At 45.3% G+C, this 26801-nt stretch carries 31 protein-coding genes; 14 read left to right on the forward strand and 17 right to left on the reverse strand.

What is annotated here, in order from left to right:
- Nucleotides 1–6 precede the first annotated feature (6 nt).
- The 5 genes from A596_RS04005 (at nucleotide 7) to A596_RS04025 (ending at nucleotide 6181) form a co-directional block, all read left to right on the forward strand.
- On the forward strand, nucleotides 7–537 hold the full coding sequence (locus A596_RS04005; protein WP_039912829.1) for a rhodanese-like domain-containing protein: 531 nt from the start codon (nucleotides 7–9) through the stop codon (nucleotides 535–537).
- Nucleotides 538–597: 60 nt separating this feature from the next.
- Complete coding sequence (locus A596_RS04010) at nucleotides 598–1422, forward strand: sulfite exporter TauE/SafE family protein (RefSeq protein WP_039912831.1); 825 nt, start codon at nucleotides 598–600, stop codon at nucleotides 1420–1422.
- Nucleotides 1419–2114, forward strand: a complete 696-nt coding sequence (locus A596_RS04015) for an MBL fold metallo-hydrolase (RefSeq protein WP_039912832.1) — start codon at nucleotides 1419–1421, stop codon at nucleotides 2112–2114. Before A596_RS04010 ends, A596_RS04015 begins: the two co-directional genes overlap by 4 nt.
- A gap of 165 nt (nucleotides 2115–2279) precedes the next feature.
- Nucleotides 2280–4295, forward strand: a complete 2016-nt coding sequence (locus A596_RS04020) for an alpha-L-arabinofuranosidase C-terminal domain-containing protein (RefSeq protein WP_052417213.1) — start codon at nucleotides 2280–2282, stop codon at nucleotides 4293–4295.
- A 26-nt stretch (nucleotides 4296–4321) separates the two neighbouring features.
- Entirely contained in the window at nucleotides 4322–6181 is a 1860-nt protein-coding gene (locus A596_RS04025; RefSeq protein WP_039912834.1) for a glycoside hydrolase family 9 protein, read from the forward strand.
- A 139-nt stretch (nucleotides 6182–6320) separates the two neighbouring features.
- Here A596_RS04025 and A596_RS04030 read toward each other — a convergent pair whose 3' ends face one another.
- From A596_RS04030 to A596_RS04040, 3 genes are read right to left on the reverse strand one after another with little or no spacing between them, the layout of a single operon-like run.
- A complete protein-coding gene (locus A596_RS04030; RefSeq protein ID WP_039912836.1) occupies nucleotides 6321–6665 on the reverse strand; it encodes a zinc ribbon domain-containing protein YjdM in 345 nt (114 codons plus the stop codon).
- Nucleotides 6666–6701: 36 nt separating this feature from the next.
- Nucleotides 6702–7325 carry a trimeric intracellular cation channel family protein gene (locus A596_RS04035; RefSeq protein WP_052417214.1) on the reverse strand — a complete coding sequence of 208 codons (624 nt, stop codon included), beginning with the start codon at nucleotides 7323–7325 and terminating at the stop codon, nucleotides 6702–6704.
- A complete protein-coding gene (locus A596_RS04040; protein ID WP_039912837.1) occupies nucleotides 7322–7510 on the reverse strand; it encodes a ribbon-helix-helix domain-containing protein in 189 nt (62 codons plus the stop codon). Before A596_RS04040 ends, A596_RS04035 begins: the two co-directional genes overlap by 4 nt.
- Before the next feature lie 423 nt (nucleotides 7511–7933).
- On the opposite strand from A596_RS04040, the gene A596_RS04045 reads away from it, so the two are divergent.
- On the forward strand, nucleotides 7934–8164 hold the full coding sequence (locus tag A596_RS04045; protein WP_039912838.1) for a hypothetical protein: 231 nt from the start codon (nucleotides 7934–7936) through the stop codon (nucleotides 8162–8164).
- Nucleotides 8165–8174: 10 nt separating this feature from the next.
- A complete protein-coding gene (locus A596_RS04050; protein WP_052417215.1) occupies nucleotides 8175–8954 on the forward strand; it encodes a spermine/spermidine synthase domain-containing protein in 780 nt (259 codons plus the stop codon).
- Between the two features lie 31 nt (nucleotides 8955–8985).
- Here the strand turns inward: A596_RS04050 and dauA are convergent, their stop codons facing one another.
- On the reverse strand, nucleotides 8986–10725 hold the full coding sequence (gene dauA / locus A596_RS04055; RefSeq protein WP_039912839.1) for a C4-dicarboxylic acid transporter DauA: 1740 nt from the start codon (nucleotides 10723–10725) through the stop codon (nucleotides 8986–8988).
- Nucleotides 10726–10926: 201 nt separating this feature from the next.
- On the opposite strand from dauA, the gene A596_RS04060 reads away from it, so the two are divergent.
- The gene (locus A596_RS04060) at nucleotides 10927–11100 is read left to right on the forward strand and encodes a ribbon-helix-helix protein, CopG family (protein WP_039912840.1); all 174 of its coding nucleotides are present in this window, start codon (nucleotides 10927–10929) and stop codon (nucleotides 11098–11100) included.
- A gap of 23 nt (nucleotides 11101–11123) precedes the next feature.
- Here the strand turns inward: A596_RS04060 and chrA are convergent, their stop codons facing one another.
- The 3 genes from chrA to A596_RS04075 all read right to left on the reverse strand — a co-directional run bounded on the left by chrA (nucleotide 11124) and on the right by A596_RS04075 (nucleotide 13988).
- Nucleotides 11124–12491, reverse strand: a complete 1368-nt coding sequence (chrA, locus tag A596_RS04065; protein ID WP_039912841.1) for a chromate efflux transporter — start codon at nucleotides 12489–12491, stop codon at nucleotides 11124–11126.
- Entirely contained in the window at nucleotides 12488–13369 is an 882-nt protein-coding gene (locus tag A596_RS04070) for a chromate resistance protein ChrB domain-containing protein (protein ID WP_235425613.1), read from the reverse strand. The genes chrA and A596_RS04070 overlap by 4 nt, the downstream gene beginning before the upstream one ends.
- A gap of 397 nt (nucleotides 13370–13766) precedes the next feature.
- Nucleotides 13767–13988: a hypothetical protein gene (locus A596_RS04075; protein ID WP_039912842.1), complete on the reverse strand. Its 222-nt coding sequence runs from the start codon at nucleotides 13986–13988 to the stop codon at nucleotides 13767–13769.
- A gap of 173 nt (nucleotides 13989–14161) precedes the next feature.
- Here A596_RS04075 and A596_RS04080 point away from each other — a divergent pair, with 173 nt between their 5' ends.
- Nucleotides 14162–14386 (forward strand): hypothetical protein, encoded by a 225-nt coding sequence (locus A596_RS04080; RefSeq protein ID WP_039912843.1) that lies wholly within the window; start codon nucleotides 14162–14164, stop codon nucleotides 14384–14386.
- Between the two features lie 414 nt (nucleotides 14387–14800).
- Here the strand turns inward: A596_RS04080 and A596_RS04090 are convergent, their stop codons facing one another.
- Both A596_RS04090 and A596_RS23845 read right to left on the reverse strand, forming a co-directional pair.
- Nucleotides 14801–15142, reverse strand: a complete 342-nt coding sequence (locus A596_RS04090) for a DUF892 family protein (protein WP_052417216.1) — start codon at nucleotides 15140–15142, stop codon at nucleotides 14801–14803.
- 60 nt (nucleotides 15143–15202) lie between these two features.
- Nucleotides 15203–15514, reverse strand: coding sequence for a con-10 family general stress protein (locus tag A596_RS23845; protein WP_039912845.1), 312 nt, complete (start codon nucleotides 15512–15514; stop codon nucleotides 15203–15205).
- A gap of 653 nt (nucleotides 15515–16167) precedes the next feature.
- Between A596_RS23845 and A596_RS22565 the strand changes: the two genes are divergently transcribed.
- From A596_RS22565 to A596_RS04115, 4 genes are all read left to right on the forward strand, one after another.
- Nucleotides 16168–16326, forward strand: a complete 159-nt coding sequence (locus A596_RS22565; RefSeq protein ID WP_084128030.1) for a con-10 family general stress protein — start codon at nucleotides 16168–16170, stop codon at nucleotides 16324–16326.
- 56 nt (nucleotides 16327–16382) lie between these two features.
- Nucleotides 16383–16700 (forward strand): hypothetical protein, encoded by a 318-nt coding sequence (locus A596_RS22880; RefSeq protein ID WP_152600090.1) that lies wholly within the window; start codon nucleotides 16383–16385, stop codon nucleotides 16698–16700.
- A 452-nt stretch (nucleotides 16701–17152) separates the two neighbouring features.
- Nucleotides 17153–17956, forward strand: coding sequence for an alpha/beta fold hydrolase (locus A596_RS04110; RefSeq protein ID WP_084128032.1), 804 nt, complete (start codon nucleotides 17153–17155; stop codon nucleotides 17954–17956).
- Between the two features lie 10 nt (nucleotides 17957–17966).
- Nucleotides 17967–19946 (forward strand): PAS domain-containing hybrid sensor histidine kinase/response regulator, encoded by a 1980-nt coding sequence (locus A596_RS04115; protein WP_039912848.1) that lies wholly within the window; start codon nucleotides 17967–17969, stop codon nucleotides 19944–19946.
- Between the two features lie 76 nt (nucleotides 19947–20022).
- Here A596_RS04115 and A596_RS04120 read toward each other — a convergent pair whose 3' ends face one another.
- From A596_RS04120 to A596_RS04150, 7 genes are all read right to left on the reverse strand, one after another.
- Nucleotides 20023–20439 (reverse strand): BLUF domain-containing protein, encoded by a 417-nt coding sequence (locus tag A596_RS04120; protein WP_052417217.1) that lies wholly within the window; start codon nucleotides 20437–20439, stop codon nucleotides 20023–20025.
- Nucleotides 20440–20523: 84 nt separating this feature from the next.
- Nucleotides 20524–21501 carry an acrylyl-CoA reductase (NADPH) gene (acuI, locus tag A596_RS04125; RefSeq protein ID WP_039912849.1) on the reverse strand — a complete coding sequence of 326 codons (978 nt, stop codon included), beginning with the start codon at nucleotides 21499–21501 and terminating at the stop codon, nucleotides 20524–20526.
- A 295-nt stretch (nucleotides 21502–21796) separates the two neighbouring features.
- Complete coding sequence (locus A596_RS04130; protein WP_039912850.1) at nucleotides 21797–22111, reverse strand: carboxymuconolactone decarboxylase family protein; 315 nt, start codon at nucleotides 22109–22111, stop codon at nucleotides 21797–21799.
- A 142-nt stretch (nucleotides 22112–22253) separates the two neighbouring features.
- Entirely contained in the window at nucleotides 22254–22826 is a 573-nt protein-coding gene (locus A596_RS04135; protein WP_039912851.1) for a helix-turn-helix domain-containing protein, read from the reverse strand.
- Nucleotides 22827–23196: 370 nt separating this feature from the next.
- Nucleotides 23197–23694, reverse strand: a complete 498-nt coding sequence (locus A596_RS04140; RefSeq protein ID WP_039912852.1) for a hypothetical protein — start codon at nucleotides 23692–23694, stop codon at nucleotides 23197–23199.
- A 153-nt stretch (nucleotides 23695–23847) separates the two neighbouring features.
- Nucleotides 23848–24363: a hypothetical protein gene (locus tag A596_RS04145; protein WP_039912853.1), complete on the reverse strand. Its 516-nt coding sequence runs from the start codon at nucleotides 24361–24363 to the stop codon at nucleotides 23848–23850.
- Nucleotides 24364–24424: 61 nt separating this feature from the next.
- Entirely contained in the window at nucleotides 24425–24772 is a 348-nt protein-coding gene (locus A596_RS04150; protein ID WP_152600091.1) for a hypothetical protein, read from the reverse strand.
- Between the two features lie 595 nt (nucleotides 24773–25367).
- Here A596_RS04150 and A596_RS04155 point away from each other — a divergent pair.
- Nucleotides 25368–25685: a hypothetical protein gene (locus tag A596_RS04155; RefSeq protein WP_152600092.1), complete on the forward strand. Its 318-nt coding sequence runs from the start codon at nucleotides 25368–25370 to the stop codon at nucleotides 25683–25685.
- Between the two features lie 32 nt (nucleotides 25686–25717).
- On the opposite strand, the gene A596_RS04160 is transcribed toward A596_RS04155, so the two are convergent.
- Nucleotides 25718–26683, reverse strand: coding sequence for a nitrilase family protein (locus A596_RS04160; protein WP_039912856.1), 966 nt, complete (start codon nucleotides 26681–26683; stop codon nucleotides 25718–25720).
- Nucleotides 26684–26801: the final 118 nt, after the last annotated feature.

The raw sequence follows: 26801 nt of genomic DNA on the forward strand, positions 1-26801 counted from the left end.
AACACGATGAGTCATAAACGTATTCACCCGATTGATTTAATGGCTAACAAAACCGCCGACATGTGCATCCTGGATGTGCGCACCGCCGCCGAAGTGAAGGCCAGCGGATTGCCGGATTGTTTACACATTCCATTGCATGATTTAACGCCCGAGCGCCTGCAAGCCGAGATTCGCAAAAGCGGTAAAAATGCTACTCCTATTTACCTCCTTTGCCAGGGCGGCAAGCGTGCTGAAATGGCTGCGGAGCAATTAACAGGCAAGCTTGATGCTGAATTGGTCGTTATTGAGGGCGGCATGAATGCCGTGAAGCAATCAAACATTCCTGTTATCGCGCGCGGCAACAATGTCATTTCACCGGAACGACAACTGCGTATCGCAGCGGGACTATTAATCATCATCGGTGCCGCACTGGGTACCTGGGTAAATCCCGGTTTTTTTGGACTCTGTGCCTTTGTGGGCGCTGGCCTCACCTTTGCGGGCATTACCGATATTTGCCCAATGGGTATGTTGATCGCCAAAGCACCCTGGAATAAATGAAACACCATATTAGGAAGTAACCAGGGCGGCATTTTTGTGACCTAACGCGAGAAATAAAACGTGCTACTGCTGATTGGCTTACTGATTGGTTTGATACTCGGCCTCACCGGTGCAGGCGGCTCGGTATTCGCAGTACCACTACTGATATTGTTCGGTGGAATGTCGATGACCGATGCAACTGGCATGTCGCTCGGCGCGGTAGCTACAACCACACTTTATGCGAGCCTGCGTAATTATTTTTCACGCAGTGCGCCAAGCGTGCTCTGGAAGCCCGGGCTGATATTAGCTTTCAGCGGGGCATTAACTGCACCTTTGGGTAAATGGTTAGGGCTACAGATGAATGCAATATGGCTAATCACTGGATTCGGTTTGTTAGCCATCGTGATTGCCGGGCGCATGTGGCTGGGTGCACAAAAAAATCCCGCCGCTGCACAAATTGTTCGCGCTGGAAACTTTTCCAATACACCGCCGCTCGAACATTTATGCAATCTGAATCCCAACGGTCAATTTGAATTGCGCATACGTTGCGTGAGCGGATTGATAATTGGTGGTTTGGCCGTCGGAATTTTATCGGGTTTATTTGGTGTCGGTGGCGGATTCTTAATTGTCCCGCTGTTACTGGCACTCAGCGCAGTCAACATGGCGCAAGCCGTAAGCACATCATTGCTAATTATTGCCATGATCAGCAGCTCCGGATTTATTAGTCATTTAGCCATGGATGATTCAATAAAATGGAATTGGCTGTTATTGATCGCCACCGGAGGAACCATTGGCATGATGATCGGACAAGCTGTCAGCCACAAAATTGCAAGTGCGGCGCTACAAAAATTGTTTGCGTTGAGTTTATTAATTATTGCAACTGTGATTATCGCGAGGCAATTATGATTTTTCGTCAACTGTTTGAACAAGAGTCCTCCACCTACACTTATCTCATCGCCTGTGAAGAAACTCGCAAAGCAGCATTAATTGATACGGTGAAGTCCGAAGTCTCGCAGTACATACAATTGCTGCACGAATTAAATCTTACCCTCGCATATACGCTCGACACACACACCCACGCCGACCATATTACCGGCGCGGGTGAGCTGCGTGATTTAACCGGTTGCACTACCCTGCTCGGGGAGGAAGCACATTCAGCGTGTGTTTCCCAGGCACTGCACGACGGTGAAAAAATTTCCGTCGGTAAACTTACACTCACTGCACTGTACACACCGGGCCACACCGATGATTCCTATACATTTCATTTAATCGATGGTATCGAACAATATTTATTTACCGGCGACACACTGTTGATTCGCGGCACGGGCCGCACAGATTTTCAAAACGGTAGCGCGCAGGATCAATATCAAAGCCTGTTTGGAAAATTATTGCTCTTGCCGGAAACCACCTGGGTTTACCCTGGCCATGATTACAAAGGGTGGACACGCAGCACCATTGGTGAAGAAAAAGCACATAACCCGCGCTTGCAAGTCAAGCACATGCAGGCTTATGTGGACTTAATGAATAACCTGAAATTACCCAATCCGACATTGATGGATATAGCGGTACCAGCCAATCGCGCTTGCGGACAGAACTAACATTGTATAAACGCTACATTTAGTAACAAATCAATTTCCGCCCAAAGGAAAAGTTAAATTTTTGTTAATCAATCAAGCAGCAGAATAGTAGTTGGCACATAATTGTCTGACAATATCAATAATTGTTACCCAATTTATAATCGCCAACAAAGTAGAAAAAAAGTGATGAAAAATATTCGCGCCGCACTTAAAACCATTTCATTTTTTTCTGTATTTTCGTTGTGCTCGACTCCGTCAGTTGCACAAGAAAATATTCCATTAGATGTGGATCTCACAGCATCAGCTAATATCCAGCCCACCATGTATGGCATCTTTTTTGAGGACATTAACTTTTCTGCGGATGGGGGACTCTACGCGGAGCTGGTGAAAAATCGCTCATTTGAATTTGAGCAACCCATGATGGGATGGAGCCAACCTGCGACAGACCCATACGCTACCAATGAAAATTCGGGCATCGCGAACACGTTGCATTTTGCCGACAACAAAACCAATAAAAATGTACTGCGCATTAATGTTTTTAATGATCAACATTACAGCCTTGTTAATGAAGGTTTTCGCGGAATGGGTATTCACAACGGCGAGGGTTACCTACTCTCCTTTTATGCGAACAACCCGAATCGAACTATTAAAAACGTCGTCGCCCAATTAATTGATGCAAAAGGAGAGATCATTGCTTCAACCAAAGTGTCGCTGGCGCATGCTGATTGGCATAAATATGAAAGCAGGCTGGTGGCAAAACGTACCGAAGAAAAAGCATCGCTACGAATTTCATTTGAAGGCACGGGCACCCTGGATATGGATATGGTTTCGCTCTTTCCAAATAATACATGGAAGGGGCGGGAAAAAGGCTTGCGCAAAGATTTGGTGCAATTATTGGCAGATTTAAAACCGGGATTTTTACGTTTTCCCGGCGGATGCATTATTGAGGGACGTACCCTCGCCCAACGTTATCAATGGAAAAATACCCTTGGCCAAACTGACAGTCGCCCTACCATGGTCAGTCGCTGGAATACGGAATTCAAACACAAACTTACGCCCGATTATTTTCAAAGTTTCGGGCTGGGTTTTTACGAGTATTTCCAACTTGCCGAAGATTTGGGTGCGGAACCAATTCCCGTACTTAGTTGCGGCATCGCTTGCCAATTCAATACCGGTGAATTGGTGCCGGTTTCTGAATTGGACCCTTACATCCAGGATGCGCTTGATTTGATTGAATTTGCCAACGGAACTGCCGATTCACCCTGGGGCAAGGTGCGCGTAGAAATGGGACACCCGAAACCTTTCAACTTGAAATATATCGGCATTGGTAACGAGCAATGGGGCCCGCAATACATAGAGCGCTACAAAATTTTCCAAACCGTATTAAAGAAAAAATATCCCGATATTATTTTGGTTTCCGGTTCAGGCCCCTTTGCTGAAGGCCAGATGTTTGACTACGCCCATCGCGAACTGAAAAAACTGGGCGCCGATATTATCGATGAGCACTATTACAAAGACATCGCCTGGTTTAAAAACAACGCGACACGCTATGACGATTATGATCGCAATGGCCCGAAAATTTTTGCAGGCGAGTATGCAGCGCAAAGCGTTGCGGTGGTGAGCCCGGATAATAAAAACTCCTGGGAAACTGCACTCGCTGAAGCCGCTTTTATGACCGGACTGGAACGCAATGCTGATCTGGTACATATGACTTCCTACGCTCCCTTGATGGCACACACCGAGGCCTGGCAATGGTCACCTAATATGATCTGGTTTAATAACTTACAGGCCCTTGCCACTGCCAATTACCAGGTACAAAAATTATTTTCCAATAATAAAGGCACCGAACTTGTGCGTATCACGCATGATGGAAAACCATTAACAGGCCAGGATGGACTCTATGCTTCTGCGGTTACTGATAAGCAGAACAAATCGCTGACCCTGAAATTGGTAAACACAAATGCACAAGCGCTTAACATCCAGTTAAACATGCCTGCCGGCGTGATGAAGGGAAAAGCCACAGTGACCTTGCTCAGCGCCAATAATTTGCAAGCTGAAAACAGTTTTGCATCGCCTTCCGTGATCACCCCCATAACACACACGGAAAAATTCAATAATGTGGCAACCTACAAGGCACCACCACATTCGGTATCAGTCATTAGTATTCCTGTAATGCAAAAAAATATTTCTGTTAAACAATAAAAAAATACACGATCTGGAGAACTAAAATGAAAAGAATCCGCGCACTTAGCGTGTTAATGTGTTGCCTCGCCGGCGTTTCCTGTGGAGATGGTGGAGGTGGCGGTTCAAAACCCGCTTCCAGCACAGCCGCAACATCCACAACAACCAGTTCAAGTAGCAGCAAGTCGAGCGCTGCTGTGAGCTCCAATATCTCATCGAGCACGGCAACAACAAGCTCCAGCGACGCAGCTGTTACCCAGGTACTGATTAAAATAAATCAACTGGGTTTTAAACCCAACGCCCAAAAACTCGCCGTTGTTCCAGCCATTGCGGCAACCACTTTTCGTGTGATCGATACGTCTGATAACAGTACCGCGCTGACTGGCACGCTCGGCGCTGCAGCAACCTGGGCGCCATCACAGGAATCTGTAAAGCTCGCGGATGTTTCCGCTATCACTAAACCCGGTACCTATGAGCTACTGGTTGATGGTGTAGAAAAAGCCGCCGAATTCACCGTATCGAATTCGGCTTACGATGCTTTGAACGCGGGTGCGATAAAAGCATTTTATTTCAATCGCGCCTCAACCGAATTACTCGAAACACATGCGGGAGCCTACAAACGCGCCGCCGGGCACATGGATGATAAAGTGCTCATCCATGCCAGCGCCAGGAGCATCCAGCGCCCCGAAGGTACAATCATTTCCGCCCCCAAGGGTTGGTATGATGCCGGTGATTACAATCTTTATGTCGTTAACTCAGGCATTTCCACTTACACACTTCTGGCGGCCTACGAAAGTTTTTCCGATTACTTTAAAAACCAAAACCTGAATATTCCCGAGAGCGGTGACGCAGTGCCGGATTTATTGAATGAGGCACTGTGGAACCTGGAATGGATGTTGGCGATGCAAGATCCCAACGATGGTGGCGTTTACCATAAACTCACCAGCAAATCCTTCAGTGGTTTCGTGATGCCGGCGAATGATATTTCTGATCGTTATGTGGTGCAAAAAACAACTGCAGCTGCGCTCGATTTTGCCGCGACCATGGCAGCAGCCAGCCGCATCTACGCGAATTACGAGGCGCAACTCCCTGGCCTTGCCACCAAAATGCTCAACGCGGCGCAAGCGGCGTATGCCTGGGCTAAAGCCAACCCCAAGGTGTATTACTCACAACCCTCAGACATTTCTACCGGAGAATACGGTGATGGCGATGTCAGTGATGAATTTGCCTGGGCCTCCACCGAGCTTTACATCACAACCAAAACTGACAGTTACTATACAGAGGCAAACCTGGCCAATATGACACCTGACGCTCCCTGGTGGGGTGGTGTAAAAACACTGGGGTTTTTCTCGCTCGTTCGCCACAGTGGTAATCTCACCACAGCAGCAGACACAACCTTAATCAAGAGCAAACTGGATAACCTGGCCAAGGCTATCGAAACGAAAGCGAATGGTTCTGCCTATGCGGTGGCGATTAACAACCGTGACTTTAACTGGGGTAGCAACTCAGGCATTCTGAATCAAGCATGGGTATTGTTGGAGGCCTATCAGGCTGACACGTCAAAAACCGGTTATCTATCTGCTGCACAATCCCTGCTGGATTATGTCCTTGGCCGCAATGCCACTGACTATTCATTTGTGACCGGCTTCGGTAAAAAAACACCCCAAAATATCCATCATCGCCCCTCAGCGGCCGATGGTATCCCTGGTGCTATCCCTGGCTTCCTCGCGGGTGGTTCGAATGCCGGGCAAGAAGACAAATTGAATTGCAGCAAACCTTATCCATCTACATTACCAGCCAAATCCTACCTGGATGATGAGTGCAGTTACGCGAGTAATGAAATCGCCATTAACTGGAATGCACCTTTGGTTTATGTAACGGCAGCTATTCAAGTTTTAACAAAATGATAACAACAGTAGCAGTCATGCGTTGCATGGCTGCTACTTGAAATCAGCCAGCCAGTTAATAATCCTGTGAACAACTGGCCTCACCAGATGAACGTCAAATTCCGCCTCGACGGATTGAACATTCAGGTTACCGATTGGATTACGCTTTTTTCACAAATTCCGATTTCAGCATCATCGGGCCAATGCCTTCAATACGACAGTCAATGTCATGATCGCCATCCACCAAACGCAATATTTTTACCTTGGTGCCTACTTTCACCACCGATGAAGAGCCTTTAATTTTTAAATCCTTGATGACAGTAACGAAGTCACCCTCGGCAAGCGGGTTGCCGTTGGCATCACGAACTTGTTTGGCGATGTCGGTCTCGTCGCTGGCTTGCGCTTGTGGTGACCATTCGTGGGCGCACTCGGGGCAAATCAGGAGATTTTGATCCTGATAGGTGTATTGCGAGTTGCACTTCGGGCAGGGTGGAAGTTGAGTCATTGATGAATCTCCGGCGAGAGCTAAAAATAAAATGTTTCATTTTTCGAGTACAAAAGAAGGCAGTGCCCATTGCGCTTTTACCGCCCAGAGCCGCAACACCAACACGCAGGACATGCTGATGAGTGTGTTTGCAACTATGGCGAATTGCAGTGCGTCGAGGATGCAGTAAACAATTCCACCCAGCGCACTGGCGGTTGCGTAAATTTCACGTTTCAAAATGAGTGGAATATCATTGCAAATGATGTCACGTATGGCGCCGCCCGCCGTACCGGTGACGACTCCCATCATGATTGCAACCGGTGCGGATACAGCTTGATGCAGCGCCACTTGCACACCAATTACCGTAAATACCGCCAAACCAAACGCATCTGACACCAGCATGATGCGCTGGTCAAAACGGTGCGTGATACGTTGCCCCATCAGCGTTAGCACTACCGCAATGGTCACCAGCAATAAGTACACGGGATTACCGATCCAGCTTACCGGGTGAATACCCAACACCAAATCACGTAAAGTACCGCCTCCCAATGCCGTGATAAATGCGATGACCAGCACCCCGAAAATATCCATCGAGCGACGCCCGGCAGCGAGTGCACCGCTCACGGCGAACACCAGTACCCCCAAACAATCGCTCATGTAGAGCCAATTAATCACACTCATTCATTCGTGCCATTGGGGTTTTGCGCCTGGTTAGCGTAGGTGATTCCATGCTTATCCAGGTATTCACGAATTAATTGGCGGACTACTTGTGACGGGGTCACATCCTGGATTGCGCACAGCTGTTCAAAGGCATCTTTCTTGGTGGGATCGATCAGCACTGTAAGGCGCGCCGTTTTTTGCTCCATATCCACGCTCTCATCGTCAAAGGTTTTATAAGGGGGGATTGAACGGTGCGAATGCAGCTTGCAAAACAGTAATCGCCCCCGTTTCCTGTGCCGCAACCTGGTAGCCCTAAGTACCATGACTCTCATGTCATCCAAACCCCACATACGCATATCGCAATAATGATAACATAATTATAATAAAATTAGCATTGAATGATAATGGTCGTTATACTGATAACAATACACCGGGGTATGCCGCACAAACTCATTCCTTTTCCTTTCGCAGAGCACGACGGAACAACTGGCAAAAACCCCACCCATCCAACCTAAAACCAACAAAGCCTGGCGGTGACGCATTTCGTTAGCCTTGCGCGCTGGCGATGTACAGCAGTTACTGATCAATCGTCTACCGCTCATCAGGCGCATTTATGAAATGTTATTGACATGAAAATATCTGAAGTAAAAGAAAAAATTCTTGCTAACGAAACTATTGCGATTGAAATGATGCGCAACCCGGCCGAGTTATCGGAATGGGTTATCTGGATTCGCGAAGGGGACGGAAAAAGTTTTCTGCTAATGGATGAATTTGACGGGGTAATGACCACTACGGACGCGAATCAAGCATTACTGCTATTACGTTCAATGGGCATTAAACAAGCCAATGTCGTTCTTTAAAGATACATCCATGAAATTGAAATGTTTGTTAACGGGCGCCTCCACAATGGCCGATGGAAAAGTTGTACACCGCACCAGTGATGCTTACGGCAATATTCTGGTGGTTGATTACCCTCGCTACCGCGTACTCAGCTTTGATTCCATTTATGAACAGAGCGGTTTTTATGTAGAGAAGCCCTACGCGCTGGTGCATGAATACACACGCATCATGATGCTGGTGCTGGGGTTTATGGAACCACGCCACACTACACTGCTGGGATTGGGTGGCGGCAGTTTATTACGCAGCTTGCACCACTATTTATCGCACTGCGATTTTCATGTGGTGGAATTGCGCCCTAAAGTTTATGAAATCGCCAGGGAGTATTTTGATATCCCCGATGATGAACGTGTATGGGTATCAATCGAAGATGCCAAGCTAAAAATGAAATCCAGCAAGGACGCCAGTACCGATATTATTTTTGCCGACATGTACGACGCTTATCACATGAGCCCAATCCAGGGGCAAAAACAATTTATACAGGAATGCTATCGGACCTTAAGCAAAAATGGCTGGCTGGTGATTAATTACCATTTATTGCCGGATCCCAACTCGCCATTTTTTGAATGCCTTATTGATCATTTCAGCACTCTCATGGTGTGCTCGGGCGCATACGGAAATCATATTTTGTTTGCCGGAAAATCCTCCAGTGTCGATTACGAGCAAGCACCGGTTAAGCTGAGAAAAATGGAGAAAATATTAAATGAAACATTTATGCCTTTGTTCCAGCGCCTTGAGCATCTGACTGCATAATTACATTAATACCTAGCCGTATCACTTTGCTTCATCGATTAGATTCGTTGTGAGGATCAATTATATTCAGCGCATCGCGCAAGCATGGATACAGGTTGAACACTCCCGTAATAGGCTTCACCTGCGCTTTCGCGAGTGTCTTTAGCGGCTGGAACTGAATATCAGTCAGAATTAACTGTGCGTTTGCATGTTCACAATGAGAGATCAGCTTCGTGAGCGCAGCAACACCTCCCGCATCAAGCACCGTGGCGTTATCGAGATAAAGAATCACCCCCCTGCCCGCAGTACAGTAACGCGTTAACTCGCTAAATATTTTGTCGGCGGCAGCAAAAAATAGCGGGCCAGTTACTTTGAACACTCGCCAATTTTCCGGAAGCGGTTTACTCAAATATTGATTATTTCCAGAGATATCAATAAGGCGGGTCATATCGGCAATCGTTTTCATAAACAGTATTGCCGCCAGCAAAATGCCCGCCGTAATCGCAATCACCATATCAACCATAACGGTTAATGCAAAACACGTAAGAAATATCCAGCGGTCACCTGGTTGCGATGTTTTTAATAAATGCAAACTTTTTGGTGCCTCACTCATGTTCCAGGCTACTACCAATAACAACGCAGCCATTACTGGCATAGGCAGGTAACCCAGCAATGTTGTAAGGCCAACCAATCCCAGGAGAATAACCAATGCATGAACCATCGCTGCCACCGGGGATTCAGCGCCTGCTTTGTAATTTGCAGTCGAGCGCGCGATTGCAGCCGTTGCAGTGATGCCACCAAAAAACGGGGCGATAAGGTTGCCAATCCCTTGCCCGAGCAACTCACTGTTCGCGCTATGTCGCTTACCGGTCATCCCATCCATGATGACCGCACACAAAAGGGACTCAATAGCCCCCAGCATCGCAATGGCAAACGCGGCGGGCAATAAATCGCGCACCACTCCCCATCCCAATGTCAATGACTCCCCGTCACCTCCCGGCTGTGTCCATGGCCATTGGAACACCGGAAGCATGGGTGGAATACCGTGCCCCACACTTCCCCCTGCTGTGGTGTACTGAAACCGTGAAGCTATCGTCTCCACACCCAAGCCAGTATTGTTTAACCAGAGTGCCACCATGCTGCCAGCGAATAACGCGGGCAAATGGGCAGGCACCGGCGCCCTCAACAATGGCCATAACAACATAATTGCAAAGGTAATTGCCGCAACCAGGAGACTGGGCCAATGTGTGTCCGGTATTAGTCTGGCGAGCAAGATAAGCTTATCCCAATAATGCTCAGGCATGGATTCAACTGATAACCCCAGGAAATCCTTGATTTGCATAGTCGCAATAACCACGCCTATACCACTGGTAAACCCCAGGGTAACCGGCTCGGGAATATATTCGATAAATCGACCAACCCGGAATAAAGCCATGGCAATCAAGATAATGCCAGCCATCACACTAGCCAGCAGCAGGCCGCCAAGACCGTACTTTTGGGTAATTGGATAAAGGATTACAACGAAGGCCGCCGTGGGGCCGGAAATACTGAAACGGGAACCTCCCGTCAAGGCAATAAAAAAACCGGCAATAGCAGCGGTATACAACCCGTATTGCGGCGCAACACCGCTGGCAATTGCCAGGGCCATAGCCAGGGGGATAGCAATAACGCCTACGGTCAACCCGGCAATCAGATCTTTCCCGAATCTCCGTCCACTGTAAGGTTCAGTGATGCAGCTTTCCCGCACTGCATGTCCAATACGTAGCGAGAACAAATGAGTTCTATGTGGCATGCATCCCTCGTAATGGTTTTAACAATGCGAAAATAATTACCATCAAATGATAACAAAATTATAATTCTATTATCGATTAATGCTTAACCATCAGCAAAAAAATAACCGAAAGATGTAAACCTCCCTGCCTGGAAGCCGTTAAAATGCGCTCCCTATCCCTGCTATTTATTGCACAACCAAACCCGCTGAGAAATGGAAACAATGGAACAGAAGACCGCCCGCCTGACGATACTGATTGATCCGACCAAAAAAGATGCCTTTGAACAACTGTGTGCAACCCAGGATGTTACCCCCTCACAAGTCGTTCGCCAGCTTATCCGCGAATACCTGGAAAAACATGGGGTAACCTATGCAAATCAAAATCTGGAGAAATGATCCATCGGCTGCGCCAATTTGCATTAAACACCGGCAAGCGTGAAAGCAAGCCCCACCAGCGCACTGGCAGCAATCACTTTGATAACGCCGACTTTGTAACGAAATAGCGCGATACCAGCGCCCAGCGCAATGAGCGCAGATGGCCATTCAAAAGTGCCCGCGAATCCCTGTGGCCAGAGCACGTGGTAACCAAAAAACATCGCAAGGTTCAGGATTACGCCGACGACCGCAGCAGTGATTGCGAGTAATGGTGCGGTGAATTTCAAATCGTTATGGGTAGTTTCAATAAACGGAGCGCCCGCAAAAATAAAAATAAACGAGGGCAAAAAAGTAAACCAGGTAACGATAGTAGCGGCAACGGCACCGGCAACAAATAATAAATCCGGACCAAACACCGCTTTCACATAACCCCCCACAAAACCGACAAACGCTACCACCATAATGAGCGGCCCCGGTGTGGTTTCACCCAGTGCGAGACCATCGATCATTTGCGTGGGCGTCAACCAGCCGTAATGACTGACTGAACCTTGATAAACATACGGCAGTACCGCATAAGCACCACCAAAGGTAAGCAATGCCGCTTTGGTAAAAAACCAGGCCATTTGTGTGAGCGTGTGATCCCAGCCGTAGTAACCCCAGAGCGCCGCGAGCGGAATTGCCCACAACACAACACCGGAAATTAAAATCAGTGCCAGACGTGACCAGCGAAAAACCGCGTGCGCCGGTGTGGGTGTGTGATCATCAATCAGTGCAACACCGAAGGATTTATTCGCTTTACCGTGACCACCACCGCCGGTGAAATAATCCGGTGCAAAACGTCCACCCAGATAACCAATCAGTGCGGCTGCAACCACGATGTAAGGGAACGGCACATTGAGCGCAAAAACCGCCACAAACGCGGCAGCAGCAATAGCCCACATCACATTATTTTTCAGTGCGCGCGAACCAATGCGATGCGCGGCTTGCACCACAATGGCAGTGACCGCCGGTTTAATACCGTAGAACAAACCGGCTACCCAACTCACATCGCCGTAAGCGATATAAATCCAGGAAAGCGCGATTAAAATAAATAATGACGGCAATACAAAAAGCACACCGGCAATAATTCCGCCCCATGTGCGATGCATCAACCAGCCAATGTAAGTCGCCAGTTGTTGTGCTTCCGGACCGGGCAATACCATGCAGTAATTCAACGCATGCAAAAACCGCGTTTCGCTGATCCAGCGACGGCGTTCCACCAACTCCTGGTGCATGATGGCAATTTGCCCGGCGGGTCCACCAAAACTGATAAAGCCTAATTTAAGCCAGAAACGAAAAGCTTCCCAAAAACTTACTGGTGCCGGTGCTTCCAGTTTTTGTTCCGGTGTTAATTCAGTAGCTGTGGAATTCATACTTTTTCCTTATGGGTAAACGCGGCGAGCAACGCATCAAAGACACCTTCAGCGGCCGCAATCAAGTTGTCATCGTCGGGAATGCTGTTGCGCAATCCCCACAGGATTTGTTCAAGCCCACTGGCTTCAAGGGGTTGTACGCCACCAACATCAAGGTAATGAACAAGCGCCCCCATGCGGATTAATCCGGGTTGATTCAAATCGAAACTTGCCAGTAATACTTCGAAAGAAACGCGATTATCGACATGGGTGAATTCCGCACCATCGAAATCAAAACCCAGGGCATCAGCCGGGCATACGTCAGGTGATTCCAGCCACAGGAAGCGCGCGTTGGGATCGATAAATTTTTTTATTAACCATGCGCTGGCAAGGCGATCAACCCACGGGCGCTTGCGGGTTGCCCATACCCGGTTTTGGTAGTCCAGGGGGTTGCGGCGGGCAATATCGCCAGAGGCAAATCCGGGCTCATTGGGCGAGAGCTGACGATTGATTTGCAATTCCAGAGCCTGGATAGCGTCCTGGGTTTGGGTTTGCAATTCCCCCGGGAAAAAATCAATCGCCGTCAGTGAGGCGAAACTCTTGCGCAGCTTTCGCAATTGTTTGAGCGCATCCTGTGTGCCATTCACCCCCGGTTGGCTTGCCAATTGTTGCAGCTCTGCCTGGAGGGCCAGGTACTCCTCACGGCGATCAAACAACTCGCCAAGGTCTCCAACATCGGCCGTCCCGGTGGGGAAAATGTAGGCAGAGCCATCATTAGCAATGACATCACGGCTGACCTCTTCAAAAGCAGCGGTATGGGCCTCGCTAGCAGGAATCAGGTAAACCCCGTCACGCAAAACAGCTGCTCCCACCCCTTTCAAGTTCCTCCACGCACGCATGCGGGCCGCCGTGTTATTGGTCGGTAGCGATAAAATCAATAATAGCCACTTCATAATATGTAGAATACTCAATAAATTTGTTATGGATTCTACATTATTAATATATTTATCCAACCCTCCAACAGCATTACCAGCCGCCGATGTCTGCCAACCCCATCGATATTGCATGAAGTATTTACGGTCGCCTGGAGGGAACGGATGTTCGCAGATAATCCCTTGTCCTCTTAAATGGTAGTAATAGCGGTATTTACCTGAGCGCATATAAGAGCGGATCAAAGGGACAACATTGTAGATGGGATGTTTTTGAATAATTTGCCGATGCAAGCTGCTTTAAGCGAATAATTTATTATGATGGAACAACGATTTAAAAAAGGAATGTCCACAGAATGGAACATAACTACTCTTTTTTTAATTGAATGGTGATGCGTGTGCCATCACGTTGTATTAATACATCACCTTCCAAATGCCCTAGCACTTCGTTTTCATCAATTAATTCTCCTTTATCATTTAGAAATCCAACGCATGTACTGGTCCTATACTCATACAAGCGATTATCAAGAAAATACCCTAGTGGAATTCCATCTGGTCCGTAGACTTCATATTGCTTATCTTTTTCCATTATTGATCTCCATATGAAAAAAATTAAAACAGTATTAACTCTCTACTAAGGTGTGACCCATATATTCCACATCAGTTTCCTGGCAACAGGTATTGAAACTTTTTAAAAAATGCATATTCAAAATTTACAATCGCATATTACGTACTAAAATAAAAATAACGCAGGAGGTATTTATGAAAACAATAATTTCCAGCAACGATCTCTTTAAAATCATCCTGGTTGAAGATGAGAATATTGACGGCGTCCATAGCTCCCACTATGAGCTGATAGAAACACCAAATACTTCCGGCCAAACATTCGAGTCCCTATCCACAGCAGAACAAGTGATGCGACAAAAAACAGAGTTTTGGAAATCAATCATTCGAAAACTCTATTTCGAGGTGTGTTTCATTGCATAGTAATTATGGCTCGCGGGGGCACAATGCCCCATATTTTCAACCTGATTATTTGCCATCGCTTTATCACCGCCTATGATTAACTTACGTTTACTGATGCAGCGATATACATCGCGGTGATAATTATGATCTCGACGACACCTATCCTTTGCGACGGCAATTTTCAATTAAATCTCGTAGAGTGCAAAGACAATCGAGGCTTTGCAGTGAGTTTTCATTTTGAAGTCATCAATACCAGAAACGGAAAATGCATGGGGATATATGATCATTTAACGGAAGGACGAACTGCTGTAGAAAAACTCACAAGTGAAATCAGGGCTAACAAAATAAGGTCGCAATACTGACATATTTGGTATAACCATTAGAAAAGACCCAATTCCCACATGAGCTAATAGAGGTCATGCTAACGTCCAAACATTATTTTGTCTGCACGCCGCTATGGTTAATCCTCCAGGAAATTTTTGTCCAGCGTATTATGGATGTGTGTTGCGGCACTCGAGGGCTGATTATTATTGTCTGGCATATCTGCTTTGCCTCCAAATCTTGCTCAGCCTCAGCTGCACAAACAAGAATTTTATAAGATCCAATAGCCATTTGATTAAAGGTATGCAGTGCTAATACACCTTTTACCGGCTCATCACTTACCACCATTCCCGATACATTTTGTGCAGCTGCAACTATAGTCCCGGCAACATTTTTCAAGGTTGACGTACTCGTACCTAACTCTTCAATTCGTCGGGATAGTAACCGGTTAACCATACCCACCGCGAGGCAGGTATGGGAGCGAGTGTCAATTAAAGGAATTCTCAAGATATTGCACTACTCTTCCTGATCATTCTTATGACTATTTTGTCCGCCTTTTCGTCCAGCTTCAGCGGCACGTTCCGGATCATTTTTAAAGTTACCTCCACTTACCTGACCACCCTTGTGACCCGCTTCAGCGGCTCGCTCCGGGTCATTTTTGAAATTGCCTCCACTCACCTGACCACCTTTCTGGCCGGCTTCAGAAGCACGTTCCGGATCGTTTTTAAAATTACCACCGCTTTCCTGCCCACCTTTACGCCCTGCTTCTGCTGCGCGTTCAGGATCATTTGCAAAACCGCGATTTTCTGATTTCTGTGATTGTGCCATTTTAAGTTACCTCTTGATGATTAATTTCCGCTTCGCAATTGCGATAGCGTAAGTAATAGGGCTCAAGATTATTCAAAAGTTCTAAAAAATTTAAAATTTTTAATTACCACGTTTCGCTTCGTTTTGTTAGTTAACAATTAATTTGGAAGCCAACCCAACAAAAATATCAACAGGTGCTTATTTAAAATAAAATCGCATTAAAATCGGATAAAAGTCGCTTATTACAACCGAAAAAATTACCGAAAAAATTATAACGATCAACATTAAAATTAATCTCATAAAAAAACCCACCACTACCAAGTGGTGGGTTAACAGAGGCGCTACCAACATCAAAGATGTCGAAGCCATATTGCTCCCATTGACTATCAATGTAAACATAAACGGACGACACAACAGTAATTTCATTATTAATATAAAAATATTTTAAAAAAAATAATCGAAGCGAAGCGGAGAAAATTTCATAAAACAATTTCAATGTAAAAACTTAAAAAAATCAAAACAATATAAAATAAAAATTTCACCACAAAACCAAGGCAGTAAAAAAATATGAGATTGGCCCCCATATTGCAAACACCAAATAGCCAGGTTAAAAAATTTAAAAATCTGGCTTATAAATTTGTTAATAGTTAACCATTTCATTTCGGAGAAATATCATGGCAAAAATTCAACGGGAAAAATCCCACAGTAAAACTGGAAACACCAAAACCTCTGGCAAGGGCAATAGTGGCAATTTTAAAGACAACCCTGAAAAAGCGGCTGAAGCAGGTCGCAAAGGCGGGACTCACAGTCATGGTGGTGGCCGCAAATCCTAATCAGGATTAGTAGAAATTTACACACAGAAATATGTAGGAATATATTGGAGATTTTTATGAAAACAACATTATTGTTAATTGCCGCATCGACAATGGTAATGTCATCATTAACCTTGGCAAACCCGGCTAATACTGGCACTACCCGTCAGGGAGCCAATGCCAGCTCGGCATCCAGTCAGTATGACAAGACCAACCACAGCGCAACCCGACAAAACAATACTAACGGACAAGGCACAACCAATGGACAGGGAACACAGCTACCCGATCGGGACCGCACGAACACCAATGGAAACAGTGGTAATAATACTGATCACAACCACACTGATGGGACTGATAACGGTGGACGATCAAATGGTGGCCGGTCGAATCAATAGTCAATCCTGTCACAATGCATCAATGACCTGGCCGTTAAAATTGAACGACGTTTTTCTAACAGGCTGGTCATTTTTGCATTTTTACAAGCACTATAATAATGGACTTCGGGTTTTCTTAACAACGGCGAAAACGCATCGAAAGATTTTTGAAAAAGTTACAAAACCAAAAATAATAAATTACAAAATCATCTTGTTTATACGCTTTTTAATACCCATCCAGATGAAAAAAACGCGAAAAATTATTAAAAACTTTATTTGCACCTGCCTGCACCTGATTGAAACCATAAGCCAGATTTCAATATAGAAATTATCATTTCAATCGGCCTTGCATATTATTGTCATCTTTATTAATAATTACCCGTTAACTTGCGGCCCCATAATTACCTGGGAAATATTAGATCCGGCCGCATTGAATATATGTAACAAATTACTGGTGCGCCCTGAGATAGATTATGAATGTCCGCCTGCGAAACAATGTCCGCGTTATTGGTAATGGCCCAACAGCAATCGTGTTTGCCCACGGATTTGGCTGTGATCAGAATATGTGGCGCTATTTGGCCCCTGTATTTGAAGATCGCTATACCGTAGTGCTATTTGATTTGGTCGGTAGCGGGCAATCGGATATTTCATTCTATGATTTTAACCGGTACGGATCGCTGCAAGCTTATGCGGATGATTTGATTGAAATCATTGATGATGTAACCACATCACCTGTGGTTTTTGTAGGGCATTCGGTTAGTGCGGTTATCGGATTACTAGCATCGGTGGCTGCTCCGGATAAATTCCAATGCCAGGTGATGATTGGCCCCTCCCCGTGTTACATCAATGATGAAAATTATATTGGCGGATTCTCGCGTAGCGATATTGAAGAATTGTGTAACACCATCGATAGCAATTACCTGGGCTGGTCCAGCACCATGGCACCAGCCATTATGGGTGCACCGCGCCAACCGGAACTGGGCATTGAATTAACCAACAGTTTTTGCAGGACTGACCCTGAAATCGCCAAACATTTTGCGCGGGTAACTTTCCTCTCTGATCACCGGGATGCGCTGCCAAAATCCATTACACCAACATTGATACTCCAATGCAGCGATGATTTTATTGCACCCTTAACAGTGGGCGAATATATGCAAAAAACCATGCCCAATGCTGAGTTGTGCATTATTGATAACGTCGGCCATTGTCCACACTTGAGCGCCCCGGATGCAAGCACCCTGGCGATTGAGAAATACCTGAAAAAATATTTTTATTAAAACGTTAGTCATGCACACGCTCCCTGATCTTGCATTCACTTATGAACACGCTGCCTGTGGTTTGGTGACCACAGAAATAAACGGTACCATTCGCAGGGCCAATGCCACCTTCTGCAAATGGCTCGGTTATGCAGCGAGTGAAATGATCGGCAAAAAACGGATCCAGGAATTATTTACCGTTGGTGGCCGCTTTTTTCATCACACCCACTTAGCGCCACTATTGCAAATGCAAGGTTCGGTTGCAGAAATTCAAATAGACCTTATCGGCCACAACGGTATCGCGATACCGATGCTGATCAATGCAATTCGGCATAAACAAGGCGAACAACGTTTTGATGAATTCGCGTTTATGGTAGCAACGGATCGAAAGGTGTATGAACGCGAGCTTATTTCCGCGCGAAAAACTGCCGAGGAAACCCTGCAATCCTTATACGAAGCCCAGAAAGAACTGCACGAAAGCAGGGATATATTGAGCATCGCCATTCAAAGTGCGCGCATGGGAGTGTGGTCAGAAAATTTGCAAACCCATGAAGTATGGTGGAGCCTGGAGCTTGAGCAACTAACGGGCTTTATCAGTGAAAAAAAATTTGGTGAAAGCCGGGATGATTTTTATGCGTTGATTCATCCTGAAGACAGGATTACTTTCGCTAATGAATTAAAAAAAGCTGTCGATACGCGTTCGAATTATGAAGTGCAATTTCGCCTGCAACATGCCGACGGAAACTGGCTTACCATGGAAGGTCGCGGCCACGCGGTCTATTCGGAAAAAAGCGAAGCCCTTTCTATTTTTGGCCTTGTTATTGATATCTCTGACCGCAAAGCGGCGGAACAACAATTACATGAACTGAATAAACAACTATCCATTTCTGATCGCCGCAAGGATGAATTCCTGGCCACCCTCGCCCATGAATTACGCAATCCGCTTGCCCCCATGCGCAATGTGCTGGAGATAATGCGATTTAAAGAAAAAGATAATCCATTCATACATTGGTCGCGCGATATCATAGAGCGCCACGTCTCGCAGATGACCCATTTGGTTGATGACCTGATGGAAGCAGCACGTATTTCCCAAGGGCGTTTGGAGCTTCGCAAAAAACACATTGATATGTGCGAGGTAACGCTGCATGCCGTTGAAACATCCCAGGCGTTAATACTCGAATCGAAACATAATTTTAAAATGAGCACACCGGACTCGCCACTCATCGTTGATGCTGATTCAACGCGCATCGTACAAATTATTTCCAATTTACTTACCAACGCGGCGAAATACACCCCGGCAGGCGGCGATATTTATTTAAACCTTTTCCAGGATGACAACGAAGCAGTTTTGTCCGTGCGCGATACAGGCATAGGCATACCACCCGAACAACTTTCCACTATATTCACCATGTTTTCCCAACTCAAACCTGCACTGGAACGTTCGCAAGGCGGGCTGGGCATAGGGCTTTCATTAGTAAGGGGATTAGTTGAACTTCATGGCGGCAGCATAGTTGCATTAAGTGAAGGCGATGGCAAAGGCAGCGAATTTATCGTGCGACTCCCCATTTCCCTTACTCAAGAAGACGTAGTGCGTACGAAAACGTCCGGGGTGCTTGCAGGGCCTGAAACAACCACAACTAACAGTAAACGTATTTTAGTCGTGGACGATAATGTAGATGCTGCCGAGAGCCTGGCCTTGCTGCTGGAAATGAGTGGCCACATCACCAGGAGTGTCCATGACGGCACAACAGGCCTGACCGCTGCCGAAGAGTTTCGCCCCGATGTGATACTGCTCGATATCGGCCTTCCCGATATCAATGGTTATGAAGTCGCACGCCTTCTGCGGCAAAAACCCTGGGGCAATAATATTCTTTTAATTGCCGCTACCGGCTGGGGCCAGGATAAAGATAAAGCCCTCGCTAAAGCAGCGGGTTTTGATAAACATTTAACCAAACCGATTGATTATCAAAAATTAAATCGGTTGCTGGACAAAACAACATCCCAAGCGTAGATATATCCGCCCTTCTATTTTGACCCGTATAAATTTAACGCTCCTTCATTTTGAATCCTACTCACATGCACCAGGATTAAATTATCCTCTTGAAGGTTTCCAGGAATTCCAATGCCCTATAGGGATTTTTTTGATAAACAGAAAAATTAAAATCATCAGTTAAGAATGAGTTAAGCAGTTCAGGCTTCGTTTCTTTTAATTTTTCGATATTTTTAAAACCCATCGTCCAATTGCTAAAATTCCTGTGAGTGATCGGCTCCCTCAATAAGAGCTTCACTTCGGTATGACGGCGATCTTTTTCAATTTTTTTGTATAACGCATCTACTGTCGAATCTTCGCCTTCCAACAGTTGCATAAAATTGCCGCTATTGAAGAGCATTACTCCGGTTAACCCGTTTTTTTCGTTGTTAATCCGGGAATCTTCTACAATGTTTATTATTTCACTGTGAGTTAAGCCAAGTTTTGCAGAGCTAATATAAACAACACAAATCATTTGATTACCCCTTATGTCATTACAAGCTTTCAGTTCCAGCCACCGCGCGCATGCGGCGTTAGAGAGTGGTACTAATTTAAAACGTTACAGTTTTACAACAATTCGGCCTCTGACCTTTCCATCTAAGATGTCAGCCGCAACCCCCAAGGTATCCGCTAAAGAAATTTCAGTTATCAGGGCGTCCAATTTAATTTTATCTAATTCAGTAGCCAACCGCTCCCATGCTTGTTTCCTTAAATCGAGCGGTGCCATCACGCTATCAATTCCATATAGCGTAATTCCTCTCAAAATAAATGGAGCCACCGTTGCGGAAAAATCCATTCCACCCGCCAAGCCACACGCAGCGACAGCGCCGCGATATTTTGTTGAGGCGCATGCGTTGGCTAAAGTATGACTGCCAACGGTATCAATCACACCCGCCCAAATTTCTTTGCCCAGCGGTTTTCCGGGTGAAGATAATTCAGTACGATTTATAACTTCACTCGCACCTAACCGGGTTAAATATTCTGACTCTTGAGTGCGGCCAGTTGAAGCGGTAACTTGATAACCAAGATGACTTAATATAATTATGGCGATATTGCCCACACCACCATTTGCACCTGTCACTAAAATTTTTCCATCATTTGGCTTTACTCCATGCTGTTGCAAAGCCATGACACACAGCATAGCTGTATAACCTGCCGTGCCAATTGCCATTGTTTCTTTAAAAGAAAATTCGGCAGGTTTCCGGATGAGCCAATCACCTGAAACAATCGCTTGCTCAGCCAATCCTCCAGAATATTTTTCACCTACACCCCAACCATTCAAAAGTACTTCGTCTCCCGCTTTCCATACCGGGTGTTTTGATTCAATCACAACGCCTGAAAAATCAATGCCCGGTGTCAGCGGAAAGTTACGCACAACCGGAGCACGCCCCGTAATGGCTAACGCATCTTTATAGTTTACAGTTGAATATTTCACCTCAACCGAAACTTCTCCTTCTTGCAAAGGTTTTGATGCAATCTCTGCGATATTTGACATGTATCCATTATCATCGTTAGTGACAACAATACTTTTATACATAAACCATTCTCTCAGTGTAATTAGGTTGCTTAACGCCGCGCACAACGGCAGTTAATTTGATTCATAGTCATATTTTACCTAACGCTTGAATCAGGTGCACGTGACGCGACCTTATCTCGGTACGCCCCCAGGAATGATTGGTTAGGCACCAGGCGTTTGTTTATGTGTGTCAATAAATTTGAGAACTGATTTAGGAATTGGACGGCATTCACACACTTGCGCGTGCGCAAGATGCCATTCTACACGCTGCTGGATAGTCGGGTTTTTTGGCATTTTATTCTCTTCATGCCAAAGCTTATTTGTCTTGCCCATCGTAAGCCTCCAGAGCTAAAGGAACTGCACCAATAACCACAGCACCAGCGGCAGGCAATCCGAGCAAAATAGCGCTCAAGACTTCCTGCCTTGATGCACCATGCGACTTGGCGGAAAGCACATGGAATGGAATTCCCGAAGTATTTCCGGTAGCTGCGAGGACTGCAAGATAAGCCAACTCCTCGGTCTTTTTATCCAAAGCGCTAGCAGCCTCAAGCGCTTTCGCAGCCTGCATCCACGCTTCGGCATGAGCAGGTGCTTCCTGCATAAACATAGAAAATGATTTTGAAACACTCATGGATGACTCCTTTAGTGCCTAACGAGTTTAGTGACAGTGTTTAAGTGTGGTTTTACGAAATACTTTTTACGCAGCAGAAATAAGAAGCCGCAGCTTACATTCCGCCCGGTGGAACCAAGCGAAACGAGTTTGATTTGCTTTGTTACGTGCTTACATTACGAAGCCACTTTTTTTTAGATTTTTCATGCCGTTTTACTTTTCCTGCCTTAATTAGAACATTAAAAGAAGCAGTAAATTCAGATTGCGAAGCATTTAGTTTTTGCTGAATTTCAACAACGGTAATGGGTTGAACCATTAACTTTAATATTCTTTGCTCTAAAGGAGACTGAACTGGAGCTGGAGCTGGAGCTGGAAAAACACTTATTTGCGCCTCAATAACGAGGTTAGGTGCGCTAGACTTAACACCAGCAAGATAGCATTGGAATTCAAATGCCTTCCAGAGATTTTGGTCTTTTGAGCAAAGTAAAAATTCAATTGCCTTTTTTTCAGCTTTTGATAAATGAGCAAGTATATTTGAAAGGTGGGCGATAATATAAAAGTCAGCTTGATTCTGCCCGTTTGGATAACCGCTTACACATGTAACAAGCGCATTAGTGCAGGCGGACCTCAAATGTTCTGAATTTGTGAAGACAAAAACTCTGTCCAATACTGAAATGGTCAGTTCTTCCAGAGCGCTCAAGCCTATGTTTTCAGCATCTACATAATATATTTTCAAGGTAAATCTATCTCCTCCTGATACATGACACCGAGCTAACCGACAAATTGATACTCTCACCTTACGGGATCACCGCTTTCGGCTTCTCTCTTGACATCAGCATGACAGCCTTACGAGTTTCACACTTGGGTGGTTTGCATTTTCCTACCGCAAAGCGATGCGGTGGGCCTCATGCAGCTCTTCGGGCGCGTAGTCATAGAGGATATGGATAGTTTCATTTTCACCTAACGCCTAATAAGCGGTGGTTTATTGAGACACTTAAACCATTAAAATGAGCGTAGCAAATAGTTGATGTGCACATATAAACCATCCGCTTGATACATTCGTTAAACTTATATCTAAGATTTTCTACAACAGTTTCTTGTTAAATTCAAAATATAATGCGCGATATGTTGTTTATATAAGTTGCATTAGAGTGTGGAAAGTGTTTACCTGATAATCTCTTAACTTCCACACATAATTCTGATAATTCTTTCGTATTTTCAAGCTTTATTGATGCTGAATCGTTATACCCAGGATCTACAATGAATGCATATAGTTCGGTAAATCCATTATTTTTGGCAGCTCGAAAGATACTCATATAGTCAGGTCTAAGTCTTGATTTTCCTGTTGCCTGCATAGCTACGACCATGCCTCTGCAGCCTACTTTCTTATGAGCGGACTGCATTGTTTCTTCAATTGCGGCCAAGTCAAATTTACGACCTGATACAAACCTCTTTTCTTGAGGTGATGCACAACATATATATACTGATTGATTAGAAAATCCATCCATATAATCCCTGAAAGATGAATTTCCACATCCCGATAGAGATTTTATTATCGTCGATTTTCCTGAATTCCTATTTCCGATTATTCCGACAAAAATCATTTTCCCTCCGATTGCAATTTAACGCCGAGCTAAGCGGCAGTTTTTAAGTTGCGGTTTTGTGGAACACTTTTGCGCAGCAAAACCGCAAAACTGCGACTTCAAAACTGTCCAGCGCACGTAGTGCGCGGTGCTTGAGCGACTTGTTAGAACACTTTATTTGAACACGCTTGCCATTTCATTAAGCGTAGAAGCAAACTCATTGGCTTCAGTGATATTTAACCCGCCGGTCTTAACTTTTTCTATTAAATTTTTGCAAGATTCTATTTTTTTCTTTTTGCTTCCAACAATTTTATTATCTACAAATGAATTGCCTGTCTTCTCAAATTCTCGGCGAATCGTTTCTTGAAAAAAGGAGTAGCTTTCAGCCCCCTTTGTGTCCAAGATATTCACTGATAACTCCGTAAAATAGTTTATTGATGTTGTGTAATATATGGCGTTCTGAGACTGCCACATTTCAGCTAAAGATTTTGCGAAGCCACCTGACTCACCAAGAATTGGGGCGCAAGTTGAACCTAGGCGGCCTATACTGAAATTTATTGACCCAACAAAAGTTGCAGCTGCACTTCTGGGCTCCGAAAATTTTGGTGGGGCTGACGGAGCATCTGCTGCAAAACTACTCGTGACTATTGCAGCTGAGGCCAATAATGATAAATATAGATTTTGGAGCATGTTTTTCCTCTACTTAAATTCTGTCCAGTGGAGCGAAGTGGAACGATGTTTGACCGCTTTGTTAAATGCCCCACTCAACACCACTAACTGAATTTATGTTCCCAACTATTCTTTCAACTATAACTTTAGCTTGTTGTTCCGGCTTTTTACTAACCTTTCCGAATATTCGTTTCAAGAGTGGGATGCTTTGCTCTGGCCATATTTGCCATAGAGTAGGATTTGACGGTTCGTCATTTTTACCCATATAGAACACTATTGATTCATTTTCTATAGTGGTACTAATGATGCACATAAAATCTTCATGCACTGGCTCGGATGGATTCAAACCCAGCGAAGCGAATTCATTGAACATGTAACGTGCCAGTTCTTTATTTGAATTAAAATTTGAAGATTTAAAGTAGAGATTCAATTCATTATTACCTGCTTAGAGAATCTAGCCATTGAGACCATTTAACAATGTTATTAGCCGGAAAGTTTCCGCCTTTCAAACCGGAAGCTTTCCGTCTAAGTTTTTGATTGGTGATTTATAGCATACCCACCAATTACGCGCCATTACAGGCTCTAAGGGACTTTCATCCAGATTGGCCACTGGATGAAAGACGGAAAATTTCCTTGCTAATTCTTTTGTGGAGTCGATATTCGCACAGTGCAGATCAGGTGGTCGCTACAAATGTTAAAAAGTCAACGCTAGGTATTTATTTCGCCTATTAATCTGGTTTTTTTACTCAGCGTGCGCGTTGACAACACTACCCTCATCCCCTAACCTGCCCGCGCTGCGGTAAATCCCGCAGTCGGGATTACGACCCCCGACAACAGATCGGCACTAAATACGTGAGTATTTTGTGTCCTCGCACAGCTTTGCCTGTTTGTTATGGCGGCTGGGTGGGGCCACCTTCGGGTGGGCCGGTGTGATCTGTTGCCGGTGGTCGTAACCCTGCTCAGTCCGCCCCCATGAATTACGACCTCATGTGGCGGTTTACAAACAGATCAAAGAGATTTTTATTATGGATAATACCGTTCTTCCTCCCCCGTTCCCCACGTCCCTTGTTATTAAACTCGATCAACTTCAATACACGTTTTATCAACAATCCCGGCTGGAAATTCATTCGCCTGCTGGCAAAGTGCTTACTGTTATTAGCAAACCATTACCCGCAAATACAGAAGATGATGCGCTTTACCAGTTGTGGGCGCAGGCGTGTTTACTGGAGATATTGTTTGATCAAATTAACGAGCGAATGAAATTACCGCAGCGGGCGATTAATAGTATCGCGCATGTAATTAACAGGATTGATGGGCATCTTAAGAAACAGTTATCAATGTAGAAAAAACAAAGGCGGCAGCGCCGCCTTTGTGATCAATTTTTATTTTCCGGATTGTCCGTCAACCAGATAACTTTTTGCTCTGATACATGTTGTTGCCCGATTATCTCCCGATACAATTCCGGCTTGCGCGCCTGTTTATAGCGAGTGCCACCTGCCTGGGCCAATTTTTCAGGATGCAGCGTAGCGATTGCAAATCCTTCATCCAGACGCGGGCATTCAGCAATGACATCACCGAAAGGATCGATGATCATTGAGCAGCCATTTTTTAATTGATCATCGTCCATTCCAATCGGATTCGAAAACACAACATAGATTCCGTTATCGTACGCCCGTGCCGGAAGCCATTTCATAAGCCAGGCCCTGCCCTTCAGCCCTTCAAATTCCGCACGGAGTGATGTTGGGTCCGCATCCCGGTTTTTCCACAATTCGGGATCAACAAAGCCAGCTCCCGGCCGCGTTGATGGAGTACACATAGTCACATGCGGCATAAATATAACCTGCGCACCCAACAGCGTCGTTGCTCTGACATTTTCAATGACATTATTGTCGTAGCAAATCAATATTCCACACTTCCAGCCTTCAATATCAAAAACGATATATTCATTGCCGGGCGATAAATGCGGATTAATAAACGGATGGATTTTCCGATACTTTCCAACAATACCGTTTGGTCCAACACAAATATAAGCTTTATAAAGCTTGTCATCCTCACCCAATTCAAAAAGGCCCGCTAGCACATAAATATCCAGTTTTTTTGCTATGTCTATTAACCTTGATGTGCTCTCCCCTGAGGGAATGCTTTCGGATAGCTTCACCAATTGGTCACGGGATAATTTTCTGGCAAAGGTGTAACCGGTAATCGAACATTCGTGGAAAGCAACGACTTTCGCCCCGGCAGCAGCGGCTCGTTCGCAGAAATCCTGTATACGCCCCAGGTTAAATTTTTTATCCCCGCTCGCGTTTTCAAACTGAACGGTTGCAATTTTTAATGAATTCATTTTCTCTCGAACTCTTCTCTCTTATTGAATGTCAAAGGTAACTGATTTTAATCCGCCCACCGATAATCGCAAAAGGTGTGATATATCGCTTTTCTTGCCAGGTCGAACCGGAAGCGGA

This window comes from Cellvibrio mixtus subsp. mixtus J3-8 (assembly GCF_000766945.1).
Classification (GTDB): Bacteria; Pseudomonadota; Gammaproteobacteria; order Pseudomonadales; family Cellvibrionaceae; genus Cellvibrio; species Cellvibrio mixtus_A.

Coding starts and splice junctions, on each gene's coding strand:
- A596_RS04005 (WP_039912829.1), top strand. CDS start 7: ATGAGTCATAAACGTATTCACCCGATTGATTTAATGGCTAACAAAACC.
- A596_RS04015 (WP_039912832.1), top strand. CDS start 1,419: ATGATTTTTCGTCAACTGTTTGAACAAGAGTCCTCCACCTACACTTAT.
- A596_RS04020 (WP_052417213.1), top strand. CDS start 2,280: ATGAAAAATATTCGCGCCGCACTTAAAACCATTTCATTTTTTTCTGTA.
- A596_RS04025 (WP_039912834.1), top strand. CDS start 4,322: ATGAAAAGAATCCGCGCACTTAGCGTGTTAATGTGTTGCCTCGCCGGC.
- A596_RS04030 (WP_039912836.1), bottom strand. CDS start 6,665: ATGACTCAACTTCCACCCTGCCCGAAGTGCAACTCGCAATACACCTAT.
- A596_RS04035 (WP_052417214.1), bottom strand. CDS start 7,325: ATGAGTGTGATTAATTGGCTCTACATGAGCGATTGTTTGGGGGTACTG.
- A596_RS04040 (WP_039912837.1), bottom strand. CDS start 7,510: ATGGAGCAAAAAACGGCGCGCCTTACAGTGCTGATCGATCCCACCAAG.
- A596_RS04045 (WP_039912838.1), top strand. CDS start 7,934: ATGAAAATATCTGAAGTAAAAGAAAAAATTCTTGCTAACGAAACTATT.
- A596_RS04050 (WP_052417215.1), top strand. CDS start 8,175: ATGAAATTGAAATGTTTGTTAACGGGCGCCTCCACAATGGCCGATGGA.
- dauA (WP_039912839.1), bottom strand. CDS start 10,725: ATGCCACATAGAACTCATTTGTTCTCGCTACGTATTGGACATGCAGTG.
- A596_RS04060 (WP_039912840.1), top strand. CDS start 10,927: ATGGAACAGAAGACCGCCCGCCTGACGATACTGATTGATCCGACCAAA.
- chrA (WP_039912841.1), bottom strand. CDS start 12,491: ATGAATTCCACAGCTACTGAATTAACACCGGAACAAAAACTGGAAGCA.
- A596_RS04070 (WP_235425613.1), bottom strand. CDS start 13,369: ATGCGTGCGTGGAGGAACTTGAAAGGGGTGGGAGCAGCTGTTTTGCGT.
- A596_RS04075 (WP_039912842.1), bottom strand. CDS start 13,988: ATGGAAAAAGATAAGCAATATGAAGTCTACGGACCAGATGGAATTCCA.
- A596_RS04080 (WP_039912843.1), top strand. CDS start 14,162: ATGAAAACAATAATTTCCAGCAACGATCTCTTTAAAATCATCCTGGTT.
- A596_RS04090 (WP_052417216.1), bottom strand. CDS start 15,142: ATGGTTAACCGGTTACTATCCCGACGAATTGAAGAGTTAGGTACGAGT.
- A596_RS23845 (WP_039912845.1), bottom strand. CDS start 15,514: ATGGCACAATCACAGAAATCAGAAAATCGCGGTTTTGCAAATGATCCT.
- A596_RS22565 (WP_084128030.1), top strand. CDS start 16,168: ATGGCAAAAATTCAACGGGAAAAATCCCACAGTAAAACTGGAAACACC.
- A596_RS22880 (WP_152600090.1), top strand. CDS start 16,383: ATGAAAACAACATTATTGTTAATTGCCGCATCGACAATGGTAATGTCA.
- A596_RS04110 (WP_084128032.1), top strand. CDS start 17,153: ATGAATGTCCGCCTGCGAAACAATGTCCGCGTTATTGGTAATGGCCCA.
- A596_RS04115 (WP_039912848.1), top strand. CDS start 17,967: ATGCACACGCTCCCTGATCTTGCATTCACTTATGAACACGCTGCCTGT.
- A596_RS04120 (WP_052417217.1), bottom strand. CDS start 20,439: ATGATTTGTGTTGTTTATATTAGCTCTGCAAAACTTGGCTTAACTCAC.
- acuI (WP_039912849.1), bottom strand. CDS start 21,501: ATGTATAAAAGTATTGTTGTCACTAACGATGATAATGGATACATGTCA.
- A596_RS04130 (WP_039912850.1), bottom strand. CDS start 22,111: ATGAGTGTTTCAAAATCATTTTCTATGTTTATGCAGGAAGCACCTGCT.
- A596_RS04140 (WP_039912852.1), bottom strand. CDS start 23,694: ATGATTTTTGTCGGAATAATCGGAAATAGGAATTCAGGAAAATCGACG.
- A596_RS04145 (WP_039912853.1), bottom strand. CDS start 24,363: ATGCTCCAAAATCTATATTTATCATTATTGGCCTCAGCTGCAATAGTC.
- A596_RS04155 (WP_152600092.1), top strand. CDS start 25,368: ATGGATAATACCGTTCTTCCTCCCCCGTTCCCCACGTCCCTTGTTATT.
- A596_RS04160 (WP_039912856.1), bottom strand. CDS start 26,683: ATGAATTCATTAAAAATTGCAACCGTTCAGTTTGAAAACGCGAGCGGG.